Here is a 16,833-nt window from a genome sequence, read left to right as displayed (position 1 = left end):
CGGGTGACACTGTGCGGGTTGACACGTTACGTGGCTCGTGTGGTCTGCGGGAGGCCGGATTGGGGCGCTATTTGTAGGACTTGTCCGCGCAGGTCCTATCCTTGGCGCCGTGACTCGCGCCCTCCCGCACTCCCTCCCCTATGCCCTGATCGCCACCGACCTGGACGGGACCCTGCTGCGCGCCGGTGACACCGTCTCGCGCCGCTCGTACGCCGCGCTCGCGCTGGCGCGCGCGGCGGGCGCCCGGCACATCGTGGTGACCGGCCGCCCCGTCCCGCAGGTACGCCACGTCCTGGACGGCCTCGGGTACACGGGGCTCGCGGTGTGCGGGCAGGGCGCGCAGGTGTACGACGCGGCGGCCGGACGCATGCTGCACTCCGTCCCCATGGACCGGGAGCTGGCGGAGGTCGCGCTCGGCAAGATCGAGGCGGAGATCGGCGAGGTCTACGCGGCGGTCAACGGGGAAGGCCTGGACGCGGCGATGCTGATAGGGCCGGGCTACCGGATGCCGCACCCGCACCTGGCGACGGTCCGGGTCCCGCGGCGGACGGACCTGTGGTCGGACCCGATCAACAAGGTGCTGCTCCAGCACCCGGAACTCGACGACGACGAACTGACCCGGATCGCCCGCGGGGTGGTCGGCCACCTGGTGAACGTCACGATGGCGGGCGAACACACGGTGGAACTCCAGCCCCCCGGCGTCTCGAAGGCGACCGGCCTGGCGGTCGCCGCGGCCGAACTGGGCCTGAGCGCTTCCGCCACGATCGCCTTCGGGGACATGCCGAACGACATCCCGATGTTCGCGTGGGCGGCGCACGGGGTGGCGATGGCGAACGCGCACGCGGAGCTGGTGGCCGTGGCCGACGAAGTCACCCTGTCCTGCGAGGCGGACGGCATCGCGGTGGTCCTGGAGCGGCTGTTCGGCTGAGCGTGCCGCCGCCACCGCGCGGGGTTCCAGGGCGGGGCCCCGGGTCTTTCCAGCCCCGCCGGCGCATGAGGCACGGGGTCTGGGGTGAAGCTGCCACGCGGCGGAGCCGCACATCAGGCACTGCGGGAAGGGCGGGGTGGGGAACGGCCCCGCGCAGTGGCCGAGCCAGGCTCAGCCCGCCGCGCGCGGCACCCGGCGTTCCCACGTGCGGTGGAACAGCACCTCCTGCCCCTCCCGGCACACCACCTCGTTCGAGGTCAGGAATCCGCCCTCGTCGCAGGAGATCTCCGACCGGGTCTCCACATGCGTGTCCCACCCCAGCTCCGGCCGGTGCAGCCGGATCCGCCAGTCCGACCGGGTGCGTGCCGACAGCGGGTCCGCGTCCTGGATCTCGTAGACCTCCAGGGCGTCCTCGGTGAACTCCAGCCCGTCCGGGTAGACCCGGGTGCCCCCGTACCGCGGGTCCACCTCCAGCCGCCAGGTGCCGCGTGCCACGTCCCGTACGACGAGCCGCTCCGGCCGCGGCTCGTCCAAGGTCGCCGGGAAGGCCACGCCCAGCGGTTCCGCCTGCTCCGGGGCCTCGAAGACGATGCCGGCGTCCGCCGGGGACGGGCCGCGCACCGGCAGGGTGAGGGTGCTGCCCGCCGGATCCACCGTCCAGCCGGCCTCGGAGCCGGCCCGCGGCCAGATCCACGGCCAGTACGCGGAGGAGAGGGCGAGGCGGATGCGGTGGCCGGGCGGGAAGGAGTGGCCGATGCCGTTGAGTTCGAAGGTCACGGATTCCCAGGAGCCGGCCGGCCACGGCGCCGCCCTGTCGCGCCCGTGCCGCGCGGACAGGTTCAGCGCGCCCCGGGTGACCAGGGTCGAGGAGCCGTCCGGGGCGACGTCGCAGAGCCGGGCGACGATCTGGCCGTACGGGACGTCCATCCGGAGCCGGACCGTGACCGCGGGCCGGCCCAGGATGTCCAGCGGGCCGTCGCCGCCCGGCACCGGGAACTCGAAGCACGCCGATTTCGCGTCCTCCTCCCGCTGGTCCGGCGGCAGGTCCGCGTCGTTGCCGAAGGGGAAGAACCGGCCCGCGTCCACCCCGGTGTGCTGCGGGGACGCGACGGCCACCGGCTCGCCCTGGAGCCCGTACGCGACGGGGGTGACGGCGGGGGAGGGCCAGGCCGGGTCGCCGGCCCAGCGGCCGTCGAGCCGCTCGTACGTGGTCGCGGGCGGGTGCGAGCCGCTGATCCAGGAGCGGAGCAGCGGCTCGGCCATGACCCCGTTGTCGGCCCCCTTCAGCCAGTGGTCCCACCAGCGCAGGGTCTCCTGGAGGAAGCCGATCGCCGGGCCGGGCGGCAGCCCGCGGTCCGGGTACTGGTGGGACCAGGGGCCGATCAGGCCGCGGACCCGGTCCGCCGGCAGGTGTTCGACCAGTCGCAGGACCGCGTCCCGGTAGGGGTCGTGCCAGCCGCCGACCGCCAGGACCGCCGCGCCGATCGCGCCGTAGTCCTCGCAGACGCTGCCGTGCTTCCAGTAGTCGTCGCGGGTCTGGTGGGACAGCCAGGTGTGGATCGGCGGTTCGAGGGACTCCAGCCGGTCGAGCCACTGCTCGCGCCAGCCCTCGCCGGCGTACTGCGGGTCCGGCGGGCGGGCGGTGAAGGCCAGCATGGCGGCCGCCCACGCGTGCATGTCCACGGCCAGCACCGAGCCGCCCATGTAGTGGACGTCGTTGTCGTAGCGGTCGTCCGTGGAGCAGACGGTGACGATCGCCTTCAGGGGTTCCGGGGCGAGGGCGGCGATCTGGAGGGAGTTGAAGCCGCCCCAGGAGATGCCGAACATGCCGACCGAGCCGGTGCACCAGGGCTGGGCGGCCAGCCATTCGACGACCGCCACGCCGTCGGCGAGTTCCTGCGCGTCGTACTCGTCGCCGGGGCGGCCGCCGCTGTTGCCGTGGCCGCGTACGTCGACCCGTACGGAGGCGTATCCGTGGCCGGCGTACCAGGGGTGGCGCTGCCAGTCGCGCGGCGCGGTCCAGTCGGTGAGCCGGTACGGGAGGTACTCCAGCAGGGCCGGAACCGGCCCGTCGGTGACCGGGCGCCAGATCCGCGCGTACAGCCGGGTTCCGTCGCGCATCGGGATCCGGACGTCTTCGTGCCGCGTCGCGTGGGGGAAGTCGGTGCGGATGATCATGCTCGCCTGCCTCAGTGGACGGGGTGCATCGTGCGCCGGAGCCACGGCGCGAGGGCGATCACGGCCAGGCCGCCGCCACCGCGACGGCGCCGTTGAGGCCGAAGTACACGGTGGTCGTCGGCGGGCGGCGGCCGGTCGGCTTCCGGATCCACCGGTTCCGCCGGCTCCCCTCTATGCGTCGCAGTTTTGGACAAAACGCATTCTCCGGTTGTTATGGGCTCCTCAAGAACATACCGGTGCCCTTCGGGCGGTGCGCGGAACGCGGACCTGGCGTGGACCGGCGGGCGCTCACAGTGATCGAAAATGGACGGGATACGCTGGCTTGAGTGAAGGCAGCGACACATCGACAATCCAGGTGATCGTCACCGTGATCGGCAGCAGACAGGAGTACCCCTCGTGACCGTCGTCGGGCCGTTCGGACTGAGCGTGCGGGACCAGGCTCTTGAGACCGATGTCCAGGCCGGACTCGCGGCCGTGGAGGCGGGTCTGCTGGAGGCCACCAAGAGTGAGGTCCCCTTCATCACCCAGGCCGCACAGCATCTGGTGCGGGCCGGCGGAAAGCGTTTCCGGCCGCTGCTGGTGATGCTGGCGTCCCGGTTCGGGGACCCTTACGCGCAGGGGATCGTGCCCTCCGCCGTGGTGGTGGAGCTGACGCACCTGGCCACGCTCTACCACGACGACGTCATGGACGAGGCGGACGTGCGCCGCGGGGTGGACAGCGCCAACGCCCGCTGGGGCAACTCGGTGGCCGTCCTGACGGGTGACTTCCTGTTCGCCCGCGCCTCGCACATCCTCGCCGACCTCGGGCCGGAGGCCGTCCGCATCCAGGCCGAGGCCTTCGAGCGGCTGGTCACCGGGCAGATCCTGGAGACCGCGGGTCCGCGGGACGGCCAGGACCCGGTCGAGCACTACCTGGACGTCATGGCGGGCAAGACCGGCTCGCTGGTCGCGGTCTCCTGCCGGTTCGGCGCGCTCATGTCCGGCGCCGACGAGTCGGTCGTCGACATCCTCACCCAGTACGGCGAGCGCCTCGGCACCGCCTTCCAGCTGGCCGACGACGTCCTGGACATCGCCTCCGACTCCCACGAGTCCGGCAAGACCCCCGGCACCGACCTGCGCGAGGGCATCCCGACGCTGCCCGTGCTGCGGCTGCGCGAGATGGCCGCCCGGGACGGCCGGCCCGAGGACCTCGACCTCGTACGGCTCCTCGACAGCGACCTCACGGACGACACCCGGCACGCCGAGGCCCTGGCCCGGCTGCGGGTGCACCCCGCGCTGGAGCAGGCCCGCCGGGACACCGTCCGGTACGCGCAGGACGCCCGGGCCACGCTGGCCCCGCTGCCCGAGTGCTTCGCCAAGTCCGCGCTGGAAGAGCTGTGCGACGCGGTGGTGCACCGGGCCGGCTAGCCGGCCCCGGCGCCTGCGGGTGTCGTACCAAGGACAGAGGGCAGGGCCCTCCTACCCCTACGGGACGGGGGAGGAGGGCCCTGTTCGTGTCATCCCAGGGTCGTACGCGGAGTTGGCTCCGCGGACTGACGCGCCGGGGGTGCCCGGTTTGGTCAGATGGGTGCAACAAACCCCACCGGATCGGGTGAGCGTGGCGACACGGGGGTCGCCGCCATAGACACAGAGGGCAGGCACTGACATGGCAGCGAACACGAAGACCTTCCGCAAGGCCGCGCGGTACGCCGTACCGGTTGCGGTGATCGGCGTGGTCGGCGCGACCGTCGCACTGGTACCGGCCTTCGCCAACGCCGGCGGCCCGGATCTGCCGAAGATCACGGCACAGGAGCTGATCGAGAAGATCGCCGCCTCGGACGTGGAGCAGCTGTCCGGCACCGCCAAGATCAGCACGGACCTCGGCCTGCCGAAGCTCGCGGGCGGCCTGCTCGGCGGCGGTGGCGGGGTCTCCGGCGGATCCGCGGACCCGCAGGACAAGGTGGCCCAACTCGCCTCGGGCACCCACACCTTCAAGGTCGCGGCCGACGGCCCGGACCGCCAGAAGCTGACCTTCCTGGACGGCAAGGACGAGTACAGCCTCATCCACAACGGCAAGGACGTGTGGGGCTACGACAGCAAGTCCAAGGAGGTCTATCACGAGAAGGCCGACGAGGCGGGGGCGGCCGGCAAGGAGCGGAAGACGGCCGAGCGGATGCCGGCCACGCCCAAGCAGCTGGCCGAGGAGGCGCTGAAGGCGGCCGGCACCACCACGGAGGTCAGCGTCGGCGACACCGCGCAGGTCGCCGGGCGGGACGCCTACCAGCTGGTGCTCAAGCCCAAGCAGTCCGGCTCCACGGTGGAGTCCGTCCGGATCGCGGTGGACGCGAAGAACGGCGTGCCGCTCCGCTTCCAGCTGCTGGCCGGCCAGGGCGGCAAGCCCATCGTGGACGCGGGCTTCACCCAGGTCGACTTCAAGAAGCCGGCCGCCGACACCTTCGCCTTCACCCCGCCCAAGGGCGCGAAAGTGATCGAGGGCTCCGAGCACGGCAAGGACGGCAAGGAGTTCAAGGGCCTGGAGTCCATCCCCGGCCTGGACGGTCTGACCGGCGGCGCCCTGAACGGCAAGGACGGCGGCGAGACGAAGGTCCTCGGCGAGGGCTGGGCCTCGGTCGCCCGCATCGACAGCGGCGCGGGCAAGGGCCTGAAGGAGCTCGAGAACGACAAGAACGCGCCGAAGGAGGCCAAGCAGTTCCTGAACTCCCTCGGGGACAAGGTCACCGGCAAGTTCGGCGAGGGCCGGGTCTTCTCCACCCGTCTGGTCAACGCCCTGATCACGGACGACGGGAAGGTCTACGTCGGCGCGGTCACCAAGGACCAGCTGGTGAAGACGGCCAACGCCGACAAGTAGCCGCACCGGCACCAAGGGTGGCCCGGGACCTGTGTCCCGGGCCACCCTTTCGTCGTTCCCGTTCTGTGTACAGCACCCCCGCTGTACGGTGACAGGCATGTCGAGACACGTCACCATCCGCCTGGACGAAGAGTTTCACGAACGTCTCAAGGCGCGTGCGGCGGCGCTGGGTACGACGGTCACCGCGATGATCACCGAGGTCACCGAGCGCGAACTGGACGAGGACCGGAGGAACTTCCTCTCCGGCATCGAGGAGTTCGCCGATCACTGGGGCTACTTCCAGGAGCGGTTCGGCAATTGAAGATCACCATGGAGTGGGCCTGGACGGCTCTCGCCCACCACCTTCCCTCCGATCCCGCCGTATGGGACCCCTCCGGGGTCGCGGCCGCGGTGGCCCGCCACCAGAACGACCTGGTGCTGGTCCCCGAGCAGCCGGCCCCCGACACCGCCTGGCGGGCCGCCGCCTTCCTCCACACCCTCGCCGTGTGCCCGGCGTTGGAATCCCCGATGAACGAGTTCTACGCGGCTGCGGCCACCCGCTCGTACCTGCGGGTGGCCGGGGCCAAGCAGCTGCCCTCGCCGGAGGCGCTCGGTGATCTGGTGGAGGCGGCCAAGAAGGGCAGGGCCGACATCGCCGCGGTCGCCGAGGAACTCCGCAGCCAGATCCAGGAGCCGCCGCCGGTTCTGCACGGCGACGGCTCCGAAGACGGTGGGACCGGGATCAGAAGGTGATCTTCCAGCTGTTGATGTAGCCGACGTCCTGCGCGGCCACGTCCTTGACCTGGAGCTTCCAGACCCCGTTCGCCACCTCGGCGGAGGCGTTGACGGTGTAGGACGCGACCAGGTTGTCGGCACTGCCGCCGCTGCGGTTGTGCAGGTTGTAGACGGTGCCGTCGGGGGCGACCAGGTCGACCACCAGGTCACCGCGGTAGGTGTGGACGATGTTCACGTCCACCTTGGTGGTGGCCGGGGCGTTGCCCGGGACATCCGAGGCGGTGACCGGCGAGGTCACCGCGGCACCGGGGGAGTCCGGTATGTTCACGTCCGCCGTGTTCTCGAAGGACTTGCCCGGCGGGACCGGGGTGGCCGCGCCCAGGTTCCAGATCGCGTAGGCGACGGCGTCGCTGTTGCGGTCCAGGGCGGTGTCGTTGATGTTCGAGGTGTTGTCGCAGGACGAGTGGTAGCAGCGGTCGAAGGCCTGGCCGGACGTCCCGCCCCACTTCTGTGCCTGCGCCGCGGTCTTGGTGCGGCTGGCCCCGGTGAACAGGCCGCCGACCGGGATGCCCACGTTCTTGAACGAGGCGTGGTCGGAGCGCCCGTCACCCTCGGTCTCGATCTCGGTCGGAACCCCGATGCCCGAGAAGTAGGTCTTGAAGGTCTGCTCGATGGCGGCATCGTCGTCGTAGACGAAGTAGCCCGGGTTCGGCGAGCCGATCATGTCGAAGTTCAGGTAGCCGGAGAACTTCGCGCGCTCGGCGGCCGGCAGGTTGTTGACGTAGTACTTCGACCCGATCAGGCCGAGCTCCTCCGCGCCCCACCAGCCGAACCGCAGGTGCTTGGTGGGCTGAAGCTGGGCGCGGGAGACGGCGAGCGCGGTCTCCAGGACGGCGGCGGAGCCGGATCCGTTGTCGTTGATGCCTGCGCCCGAACTCACCGAGTCCAGGTGCGCGCCGGCCATCAGCACCGAGTCGGGGTCTCCGCCCGGCCAGTCCGCGATCAGGTTGTAGCCGGTGGCACCGCTGGAGGTGAAGGTCTGCAGGGTGGTGGTGAACCCGGCCGCGTCCAGCTTCGCCTTCACGTAGTCGATCGAGGCCTTGTAGCCCGCCCGGCCGTGGGCGCGGTTGCCGCCGTTGTTGGTGGCGATGGTCTGAAGCTGCGTCAGATGCGCCTTGACGTTGGCGAGCGGGATGTCCGGCGGGGTCGGTGCGGCGGTGACCGCGGTCGGCGCGGCGGGCGCGGTCGGTGCGGCGAGCGCGGATGGGGCGGTGGCGGCGATCAGGCCACCGACGGCGAGGGCGGCCACGGCCGCGAGGCGCCGGGGAACGGACAGACTCATGTGGGGGCTCCGGGATTCCGAACGGGGATGGAACGGAACGTGCGGGGATAGTGCGTCTGAACGTGCGGTGATGGTGCGTCTGTGCGAGCCCGATGGTCAGTGAGAATATGACTGTCGGTCAAGAGCACAATCCGGTCAGCCCGGTTCGCTCAACGGACAGTCGCCCGTACGCGTGATGCGTACGGGCGACTGAGGGACGGAAGCTGTTCGGTTACGCCGGCTGCGCCGGTTCCCGGGCGGCGGGCGCGGTGCCGGCCGGGATCCCCGCGAGCGGGGACCGGGCGCGCCGGGCCGCCCGCAGCGCGTCCCAGGTGAGCATCGACAGTGCGGCCCACACCAGGCCGAAACCGGCCCAGCGCTCGGGCGGCATCGCCTCGTGGAAGTAGAGGACGCCGAGGGAGAACTGGAAGACCGGGGCCAGGTACTGGAGCAGTCCGAGGGTGGACAGCGGGACCCGGATGGCCGCGGCGCCGAAGCAGATCAGCGGAAGCGCGGTGACCAGGCCGGTGGCGGCGAGCAGGGAGGCGTGCCCGGCGCCTTCGGAACCGAAGGTCAGCTCGCCCTGCCCGGCCAGCCACAGCAGGTAGCCGAGGGCGGGCAGGAAGAGGATGGCGGTTTCGGCGGCGAGCGATTCCACCCCGCCCATATTGATCTTCTTCTTGATCAGTCCGTAGACGGCGAAGGAGAAGGCCAGCACCAGGGAGATCCACGGCGGCCGCCCGTACCCGACGGCGAGCACGAGCACGGCGGCCAGACCGATGCCGACCGCGGCCCACTGGGCGGGCCGCAGCCGCTCGCCCAGCACCAGTACGCCGATGCCGATGGTGACGAGCGGGTTGATGAAGTAGCCCAGGCTGGCCTCGACCACCTGGCCGTTGTTGACCGCCCAGATGTAGACGCCCCAGTTCACCGTGATCAGGGCGGCGGCCAGGGTGGTCAGGGCGAGCTTGCGGGGCTGCCGTGCGAGCGTCCGGACCCAGCTCCAGCGGCGCAGCGCGAGCAGGATGACGCCCAGTACCGCCACCGACCACACCATGCGGTGGGCCAGGATCTCGATGGCGTCGGAGGGCTTGAGCAGCGGCCAGAAGAGGGGGACGAGGCCCCACATCCCGTAGGCGGCGAATCCGTAGAGCAGACCCGTGCGCTGCTCGTTCTCTGCCTTCACGGGGCCCTCCTCGGTGGCGCAGGCACTTTCCGGCCAACCTCTCGAAGGTAGCGCCGGGCGGGCCGGATGTCATGGCCATAAACAGTGAGACTCATGACACCCTCGAGCGCGGCCCGATCGGCACAGCAGAACGGGCCCGGAGCTCGTGAGAGCTCCGGGCCCGTTCATGGACGTGCAGGTCGGACACCAGGCAGGTCAGACAGGGCCAGACCAGGGTCAGGCCAGGGCCAGACCAGGGTCAGGCCGGGGTCAGACAGGTCAGCCGATGACCGTCCAGGTGTCGTTGCCGGCCAGCAGCCGGTTCAGGTCGCCCTTGCCGTACTGCTCGATGGCGGTGTCCAGCTGGTCCGCCATCTGCGTGTCGTACACCGGCCGCTCCACATTGCGGAACACGCCGATCGGGGTCTGGTACAGCGTGTCCGGGTCGGCCAGCCGGGACAGCGCGAAGGCGGTGGTCGGGGACGCGCTCCGCGAGTCGTGGACCAGGATCCGCGACTCGTTCTCCGGCGTGACGGCCACGACCTGGAGGTCGCCGGTCGCGGGGTCCCGTACGACGCCCTTGTGGCCGTCGGCCCCGAAGCGGATCGGCTGCCCGTGCTCCAGCCGGATCACGGCCTCCTGCGCCTGCTCGTTGTCCTTGAGGATCTCGAAGGCGCCGTCGTTGAAGATGTTGCAGTTCTGGTAGATCTCCACCAGCGCGGTGCCCGGGTGGTCGGCCGCCGCACGCAGCACCTCGGTGAGGTGCTTGCGGTCGGAGTCGACCGTACGGGCCACGAAGGAGGCCTCGGCCCCCAGCGCCAGCGAGACCGGGTTGAAGGGCGCGTCCAGCGAGCCCATCGGGGTCGACTTGGTGATCTTGCCGACCTCGGAGGTGGGCGAGTACTGGCCCTTGGTCAGACCGTAGATCCGGTTGTTGAACAGCAGGATCTTGAGGTTGACGTTCCGCCGCAGGGCATGGATCAGGTGGTTTCCGCCGATGGACAGCGCGTCGCCGTCACCGGTGACCACCCAGACGCTCAGGTCGCGGCGGGAGGAGGCCAGGCCGGTGGCGATGGCCGGGGCCCGGCCGTGGATGGAGTGCATCCCGTACGTGTTCATGTAGTACGGGAACCGTGAGGAGCAGCCGATCCCGGAGACGAAGACGATGTTCTCCTTGGCCAGCCCCAGCTCGGGCATGAAGCCCTGCACGGCCGCCAGGACCGCGTAGTCACCGCATCCGGGGCACCATCGGACCTCCTGGTCCGACTTGAAGTCCTTCATGGACTGCTTGGCCTCGGCCTTGGGGACCAGGGAGAGCAGGGAGTGGCCGGCCGGCGCCGCTGCCGTCTCAGTCATTGATGGCCTCCTTGAGAACCGTCGCGAGCTGCTCCGCCTTGAAGGGCATTCCGTTGACCTGGTTGTACGACTGGGCGTCGACCAAGTACTTCGCCCGGATCAGGGTGGCCAGCTGCCCGAGGTTCATCTCCGGCACCACTACCTTGTCGTAACGCTTCAGGACCTCGCCGAGATTCCTCGGGAAGGGGTTCAGGTGACGCAGATGGGCCTGTGCGATGGGCACTCCGGTGATCCGCAGCCGGCGGACCGCCGCCGTGATCGGTCCGTACGTGGAACCCCAGCCCAGGACGAGCGTGCGGGCCCCGTCCGGGTCGTCCACGTCCAGGTCCGGGACCTCGATGCCGTCGATCTTGGCCTGCCGGGTGCGGACCATGAAGTCGTGGTTGGCCGGGTCGTAGGAGATGTTGCCCGTGCCGTCCTGCTTCTCGATGCCGCCGATCCGGTGCTCCAGCCCCGGGGTGCCGGGGACCGCCCACGGGCGGGCCAGCGTCTGCGGGTCGCGCTTGTACGGCCAGAAGACCTCGGTGCCGTCCGCCAGCTCGTGGTTCGGGCCGCTCGCGAATCGGACCCGCAGGTCGGGCAGGTCCTCCAGATCGGGGATCCGCCAGGGCTCGGAGCCGTTGGCCAGGTAGCCGTCGGAGAGCAGGAAGACCGGGGTCCGGTAGGTCAGGGCGATCCGGGCCGCGTCCAGGGCGGCCTCGAAGCAGTCCGCCGGGGTCCTGGGGGCCACGATCGGGACCGGGGCCTCGCCGTTGCGCCCGTACATGGCCTGGAGCAGGTCGGCCTGCTCGGTCTTGGTGGGCAGGCCCGTCGAGGGGCCGCCGCGCTGGATGTCGACGATCAGCAGCGGCAGCTCCAGGGAGACCGCCAGACCGATCGTCTCGGACTTCAGCGCCACACCGGGGCCGGAGGTGGTGGTCACGGCGAGCGCGCCGCCGAAGGCCGCGCCGAGCGCCGCGCCGATGCCGGCGATCTCGTCCTCGGCCTGGAAGGTCCGTACGCCGAAGTTCTTGTGCTTGGACAGCTCGTGCAGGATGTCCGAGGCCGGGGTGATCGGGTAAGAGCCCAGGTAGAGCGGCAGATCGGCCTGCTGACCTGCGGCGATGAGCCCGTACGCGAGCGCCAGGTTGCCGGAGATGTTCCGGTAGACGCCGGGCGGGAAGGCCTTGGTGGCCGGGGCCACCTCGTAGGAGACCGCGAAGTCCTCGGTGGTCTCGCCGAAGTTCCAGCCGGCCCGGAAGGCGGCCACGTTCGCCGCGGCGATCTCCGGCTTCTTCGCGAACTTCTGCCGCAGGAACTTCTCCGTGCCCTCGGTGGGCCGGTGGTACATCCAGGACAGCAGGCCCAGCGCGAACATGTTCTTGCTGCGCTCGGCCTCCTTGCGGGAGAGCCCGAAGTCCTTCAGCGCCTCGACGGTCAGGGTGGTCAGGGGCACCGGGTGGACGTTGTACGCGTCCAGCGAGCCGTCCTCCAGCGGCGAGGTCTCGTAGCCGACCTTGGCCATCGGGCGCTTGGTGAATTCATCGGTATTGATGATGATCTCCGCGCCACGCGGCACGTCACCGATGTTCGCCTTCAGGGCCGCCGGATTCATCGCCACCAGGACGTTCGGGGCATCGCCCGGGGTCAGGATGTCGTGATCGGCGAAGTGCAGCTGGAACGAGGAGACGCCGGGAAGCGTGCCGGCGGGCGCGCGAATCTCGGCCGGGAAGTTCGGCAGCGTGGAGAGGTCGTTACCGAATGACGCGGTCTCCGAAGTGAAACGGTCACCGGTGAGCTGCATTCCGTCGCCCGAGTCACCCGCAAAGCGGATGATCACTCGGTCGAGGCGGCGGATTTCCTTGCCCCCCGGGCTCGCGGGCGGGCGCTGCCCGGTGACCACAGTTCCTTCGGCCCCGTCGGCCTGCTCGGCTGGACTACTGACCTGGCTGGTCACTGAACTGGACCTCCTTCGAGGCGTGGCGCCCCAAGGCCAACCCTACGTCCGTAAGGATGTCGATCCTCGGGTCGCTCATATTCTGGACGGCTTTTTGAGACGGCCGGTTCAATTGCCATTTGCTGACACGATGTCAGTTGATCAGGAATTCAGATAGGTGAGGACCGCCAACACCCTGCGGTGATCCCCGTCACTCGGCGACAGGCCGAGCTTCATGAAGATATTGCTGACATGCTTCTCGACCGCTCCATCGCTGACCACCAGCTGTTTCGCGACTGCGGAATTCGTGCGGCCTTCGGCCATCAGGCCGAGCACTTCTCGCTCGCGAGGGGTCAGACCCGCAAGAACGTCCTGCTTACGGCTGCGGCCCAGCAGCTGGGCCACCACCTCGGGGTCCAGCGCGGTGCCACCCCGGGCCACCCGCACCACGGCCTCGGTGAACTCTCGCACCTCGGCCACCCGGTCCTTCAACAGATACCCCACACCGGTGCTGGAACCGGCCAGGAGTTCCGTGGCGTACTGCTCCTCCACGTACTGGGACAGCACCAGCACCCCGATCCCGGGGTGCTCCCGGCGCAGCCGCACGGCCGCCCGCACCCCCTCGTCGGTGTGGGTGGGAGGCATCCGGACATCCGCCACCACCACGTCCGGCAGCGCATTCTCGGCCGCCAGCTCCGCGACCGTCTTGAGCAGGGCTTCCGCGTCCCCGACGCCCGCCACGACGTCATGCCCCCGGTCGGTCAGCAGCCGGGTCAGGCCCTCACGCAGCAGCACTGAATCCTCGGCGATGACCACCCGCACCCTGTCTTCCACGATTCAGCAGCTCCCGCATCCACTCGTATCCGGCTTCTGGCTGAGCCAAGCATCCCAGCCTCGCGTCCCGGACAGGGCCAGCCTTAAGGACGAGTGGAGATACGCCGACCGGCCGGGGCCCGCGGGGCCCGGCCGTTCCAACTCAAGGCGCCGTACGACTGCGTACTGCCTACTGCCTACTGCCTGCTCGGCGGCGCTGCTCGGCGCTGGCCGCGCCGGTGGGCACCAGCCATGCCGGTGGGTGCTGGTCGCGCCGGTGGGCACCAGCCGCGCCGGTGGGAACCCCATGCCGGTGGGCGTTGGTCACGCCGGTCGGCACTACCCATGCCGGTGGGCGCTGGTCACGACCGTCGGCACTACCCGCGCCGGTCGCCGCTAGTCCCGCCAGGGCAGCTCGGCCGTGACGGTCGTACCCCCGTCGGCCGGGGACTCGACGATCAGGACGCCGTCCACCGCGTCCAGCCGCTCGCCCAGCCCCGCCAGCCCGCTGCCGGCGCCGGCGCTGGCCCCGCCGCGGCCGTCGTCCGCGACCTGGATCAGCAGCCGGTCGCCGGACTTCCACACATCCACCGACGCGGTCCGGGCCAGTGCGTGCTTGCTGATGTTCTGGAGCAGCTCGGAGACCGTGAAGTACGCGATCCCCTCGATCGCGGCGGCCGGCCGCGCGGGCAGGTCCACCACCACCCGCACCGGCACCGCGCAGCGGGACGCCACCGAGGACAGGGCCGCGTCCAGTCCGCGGTCCGTCAGCACCGCCGGGTGGATCCCGCGGGCCAGGTCCCGCAGCTCCTGCAGCGCGATCTTCACCTCGCCGTGCGCCTCGTCGACCATGCGAGCCGCCGCCTGCGGGTCCTCAGTCAGCTTCTCCTTGGCCAGCCCCAGATCCATGGCCAGGGCCACCAGCCGGGCCTGCGCCCCGTCGTGCAGGTCCCGCTCGATCCGGCGCAGATCGGCGGCCGCGGTGTCGACCACGACCCCGCGGTCGGACTCCAGTTCCGTGACCCGGGTGGCCAGCCGGGACGGGCCCAGCAGGCCGGTGACCAGCACCGCGTCGACCGTGGTGAGGGCCCGGACCAGCCACGGGGTGATCAGGGTCAGGGTCAGGCCGAACAGGCAGGTCATGGCCACCCCCACCGGGCCGGCGAGGTGGAAGGTGTAGTCGTCGTTCTGGAACAGCTGGAGCCCGGGCTGGTCGGTGAAGACGGGGAAGACCCAGAACCAGACCGGGTACAGCAGGAAGCCCCACCCGTAGGTCCAGAAGACCAGCGCGACGGTGAAGCTGAACACCGCCCACGGAAAGTGGATGACCGAGTACAGCACGTGCCGCCAGGCGCTGCCGCTCTTGAGCAGGGCGCCCATCCAGGCCAGGGCGCCGGCCTTCTCGGCCCGGATCGGCTCCGGATCGGCGATGTCCAGCTGCAGCAGGGCCCGGGCGCGGCCCCGCTCGAACTGGCCGAAGCCCCGGCACATGGCGAGCACCGCGGCGAGCACCGGGATGCCGATGAAGGTGACCAGCAGGCCGGCGCCGAGGCTGAGTCCGGTGATGGCGAGCGTGAAGTACAAGATGCTCAGCGGAAACCCGAGCATCAGGTACCCGAACTCCCGCCAGGCCCGCCCCTCGACCGGCGCCCGCAACACCGCCGGTACCCGCCGCTCCTGCCCCACCACGCCGTTGGCCATGATCCCGACCCCGTCCTGTCCGTCCTCCGCTATGCCCCAACCCTCCCGCGCACCCCGCCCCGAAACCATGCGGCAGGTGGGGGTCCCACCCGGGGGGTTAACCCCACCCCAACGGCACCTCCCCGCCCCGCCGGGGCATCCTCAACCTCGCCGGCGTTCGAGGCGCGGGGGTCCGGGGCGGAGCCCCGGAACGGGGTCCGGGGCGGAGCCCCTCAACCCCGCGCTCGCCCATCCCGGCGGGGTCGAAACCCCGCCCAGCCCGCGGGTCGGCGCCCACCCACCTCGCCGGGGGCGGAGGCGTCCTCAGCCCCCGCCCAGACCGGCGGGGGTCGGCGCCCACCCGCCCCGGCCGGGGTCGGAGCCCCACCGAGCCCCGTGGGGGCGACGCCTCCTACCCCGCCGGGGGGCGGAGCCATCCTCAGCCCCGCCGGCGTTTGAGGCGCGGGGGTCCGGGGCGGAGCCCCCGAACGGGGTCCGGGGCGGAGCCCCGGTTACGGGAAGGGGCGGGGTGGGGAAGAAGCCCCGCGCAGCGGCCCCCACCCCCGCCAAACACCACGGGGCCCCCGCAGCCCACCCCGCCCACGGAAGCCCCGTACAACCACCGACGAAAACCTCAGCCCCGCCCCCGCCAAGGCAACTCCGCCGTCACCGTCGTCCCCTCCCCCTCCGGCGAGTCCAGGACGAACACCCCGTCCACCGCCCCCAACCGCTCCGCCAGCCCGGCCATCCCGGTCCCACGGTCCATCCGCGCCCCGCCCCGCCCGTCGTCCGACACCCGGATCATCAGCCGGCCCCCGGAGGCCACGGCCCCGGAGGCCACGGCCCCGGAGGCCACGGCCCGGGAGGACCCGGAGCCGGCAGACCCGGCCCCGGCACCGCCGCTCCCCCCAGCCCGCCAAACCTCCACCGACGCAGACCTGGCCCCCGCATGCTTGCTCACGTTCTGCAGCAGCTCGGAAACCGTGAAGTACGCGATCCCCTCGATCGCCTCCGCCGGCCGCGCCGGCAGATCCACCAGCACCTTCACCGGCACCACGCACCGCGACGCCACCGACGACAGCGCGGCGTCCAGCCCGCGGTCCGTCAGCACCGCCGGGTGGATCCCGCGGGCCAGGTCCCGCAGCTCCTGCAGCGCCAGCTTCACCTCGCCGTGCGCCTCGTCGACCATCGCCGCTGCCGCGTCGGGGTCCTCCAGCAGCTTCTCCTTCGCCAGACCGAGCCCCATCGCCAGCGCCACCAGCCGCGCCTGCGCCCCGTCGTGCAGGTCCCGTTCGATCCGCCGCAGGTCGGCGGCGGCGGTGTCGACCACGACCCCGCGGTCCGATTCCAGCTCGGCGATCCGTCGTTCCAGTTCGTCCGACGGCGACAGCAGCCCCCGCACCATCGCCCGGTCCACGTTCGCCATCCCCCGCGCCACGTACGGCAGCACCGGCCACAGCACGAAGAGTCCGACCAGCATCACGGTGAAGGTCAGCACCCCCCACGGCAGCCGCACCAGGTCGTAGAGCACGGTCCGCCAGGCCACCGGATCCTTGATCGCCGACCACAGCCAGGGGAAGAATCCGCCGGACCGCCGGGGCCCCGGAATCGGCGTAGGCTCCTCCACATGGACGCCGAGCAGCAGCCGGGCCCGCGCGCGCTCCAGCCGTCCTGTCTGGCGGGACACGAAAAGTCCGCCGGCGAGCAGCGGCAGCCCGATCGCGGTCACGGACAGACCGCCGGCCGTGCCGAGCATGAACACCGTGTAAACAAAGCCGGTGATCGTGACTGGCAGGTTGGCCAGCAGGTGTGCAATTTCCTTCCACGTGGCCGCGCTGAAGACGGCGCGCACCGGCGCGGGCCGGTCATGGTCGGGTGCCTGGGTGTTGACGCTCATGCGGCACAGCCTGCCAAC

At 71.1% G+C, this 16,833-nt stretch carries 13 protein-coding genes; 5 read left to right on the top strand and 8 right to left on the bottom strand.

The genetic code is table 11. The annotated features are described in order from the left end of the window. Positions 1-109 precede the first annotated feature (109 nt). On the top strand, positions 110-928 hold the full coding sequence (locus tag AB0447_RS00595) for an HAD family hydrolase (RefSeq protein WP_366474184.1): 819 nt from the start codon (positions 110-112) through the stop codon (positions 926-928). Between the two features lie 171 nt (positions 929-1,099). On the opposite strand, the gene AB0447_RS00590 is transcribed toward AB0447_RS00595, so the two are convergent. After that, the gene (locus tag AB0447_RS00590) at positions 1,100-3,106 is read right to left on the bottom strand and encodes a CocE/NonD family hydrolase (protein WP_366474183.1); all 2,007 of its coding nucleotides are present in this window, start codon (positions 3,104-3,106) and stop codon (positions 1,100-1,102) included. A gap of 396 nt (positions 3,107-3,502) precedes the next feature. Between AB0447_RS00590 and AB0447_RS00585 the strand changes: the two genes are divergently transcribed. The 4 genes from AB0447_RS00585 (at position 3,503) to AB0447_RS00570 (ending at position 6,686) form a co-directional block, all read left to right on the top strand. Next, the gene (locus AB0447_RS00585) at positions 3,503-4,513 is read left to right on the top strand and encodes a polyprenyl synthetase family protein (RefSeq protein ID WP_366474182.1); all 1,011 of its coding nucleotides are present in this window, start codon (positions 3,503-3,505) and stop codon (positions 4,511-4,513) included. A gap of 238 nt (positions 4,514-4,751) precedes the next feature. Continuing rightward, positions 4,752-5,954: a sigma-E factor regulatory protein RseB domain-containing protein gene (locus AB0447_RS00580; RefSeq protein WP_366474181.1), complete on the top strand. Its 1,203-nt coding sequence runs from the start codon at positions 4,752-4,754 to the stop codon at positions 5,952-5,954. 97 nt (positions 5,955-6,051) lie between these two features. Further along, a complete protein-coding gene (locus AB0447_RS00575; protein WP_223837821.1) occupies positions 6,052-6,255 on the top strand; it encodes a plasmid partition protein ParG in 204 nt (67 codons plus the stop codon). Then, a complete protein-coding gene (locus tag AB0447_RS00570) occupies positions 6,252-6,686 on the top strand; it encodes a hypothetical protein (RefSeq protein WP_366474180.1) in 435 nt (144 codons plus the stop codon). The genes AB0447_RS00575 and AB0447_RS00570 overlap by 4 nt, the downstream gene beginning before the upstream one ends. Here the strand turns inward: AB0447_RS00570 and AB0447_RS00565 are convergent. From AB0447_RS00565 to AB0447_RS00535, 7 genes are all read right to left on the bottom strand, one after another. Continuing rightward, positions 6,676-8,010, bottom strand: coding sequence for a M28 family metallopeptidase (locus tag AB0447_RS00565; RefSeq protein WP_366474179.1), 1,335 nt, complete (start codon positions 8,008-8,010; stop codon positions 6,676-6,678). The genes AB0447_RS00570 and AB0447_RS00565 overlap by 11 nt on opposite strands. 211 nt (positions 8,011-8,221) lie before the next feature. Further along, positions 8,222-9,175, bottom strand: coding sequence for an EamA family transporter RarD (rarD, locus tag AB0447_RS00560; protein WP_366474178.1), 954 nt, complete (start codon positions 9,173-9,175; stop codon positions 8,222-8,224). Between the two features lie 258 nt (positions 9,176-9,433). Then, complete coding sequence (locus tag AB0447_RS00555) at positions 9,434-10,510, bottom strand: 2-oxoacid:ferredoxin oxidoreductase subunit beta (protein WP_366474176.1); 1,077 nt, start codon at positions 10,508-10,510, stop codon at positions 9,434-9,436. After that, complete coding sequence (locus AB0447_RS00550; RefSeq protein ID WP_366474175.1) at positions 10,503-12,446, bottom strand: 2-oxoacid:acceptor oxidoreductase subunit alpha; 1,944 nt, start codon at positions 12,444-12,446, stop codon at positions 10,503-10,505. Before AB0447_RS00550 ends, AB0447_RS00555 begins: the two co-directional genes overlap by 8 nt. Before the next feature lie 141 nt (positions 12,447-12,587). Next, positions 12,588-13,247, bottom strand: coding sequence for a response regulator transcription factor (locus AB0447_RS00545; protein WP_366474655.1), 660 nt, complete (start codon positions 13,245-13,247; stop codon positions 12,588-12,590). Between the two features lie 387 nt (positions 13,248-13,634). Next, positions 13,635-14,939, bottom strand: a complete 1,305-nt coding sequence (locus AB0447_RS00540) for a sensor domain-containing protein (protein WP_366474174.1) — start codon at positions 14,937-14,939, stop codon at positions 13,635-13,637. Positions 14,940-15,552: 613 nt separating this feature from the next. Further along, positions 15,553-16,815, bottom strand: a complete 1,263-nt coding sequence (locus tag AB0447_RS00535) for a sensor domain-containing protein (protein ID WP_366474173.1) — start codon at positions 16,813-16,815, stop codon at positions 15,553-15,555. Positions 16,816-16,833: the final 18 nt, after the last annotated feature.

It is taken from the genome of Streptomyces sp. NPDC051211 (assembly GCF_040689505.1).
Classification (GTDB): domain Bacteria; phylum Actinomycetota; class Actinomycetes; order Streptomycetales; family Streptomycetaceae; genus Streptomyces.
The sequence above is the reverse complement of the archived record's forward strand: the minus strand, read 5'-3'. Positions and strand labels throughout refer to the sequence as shown.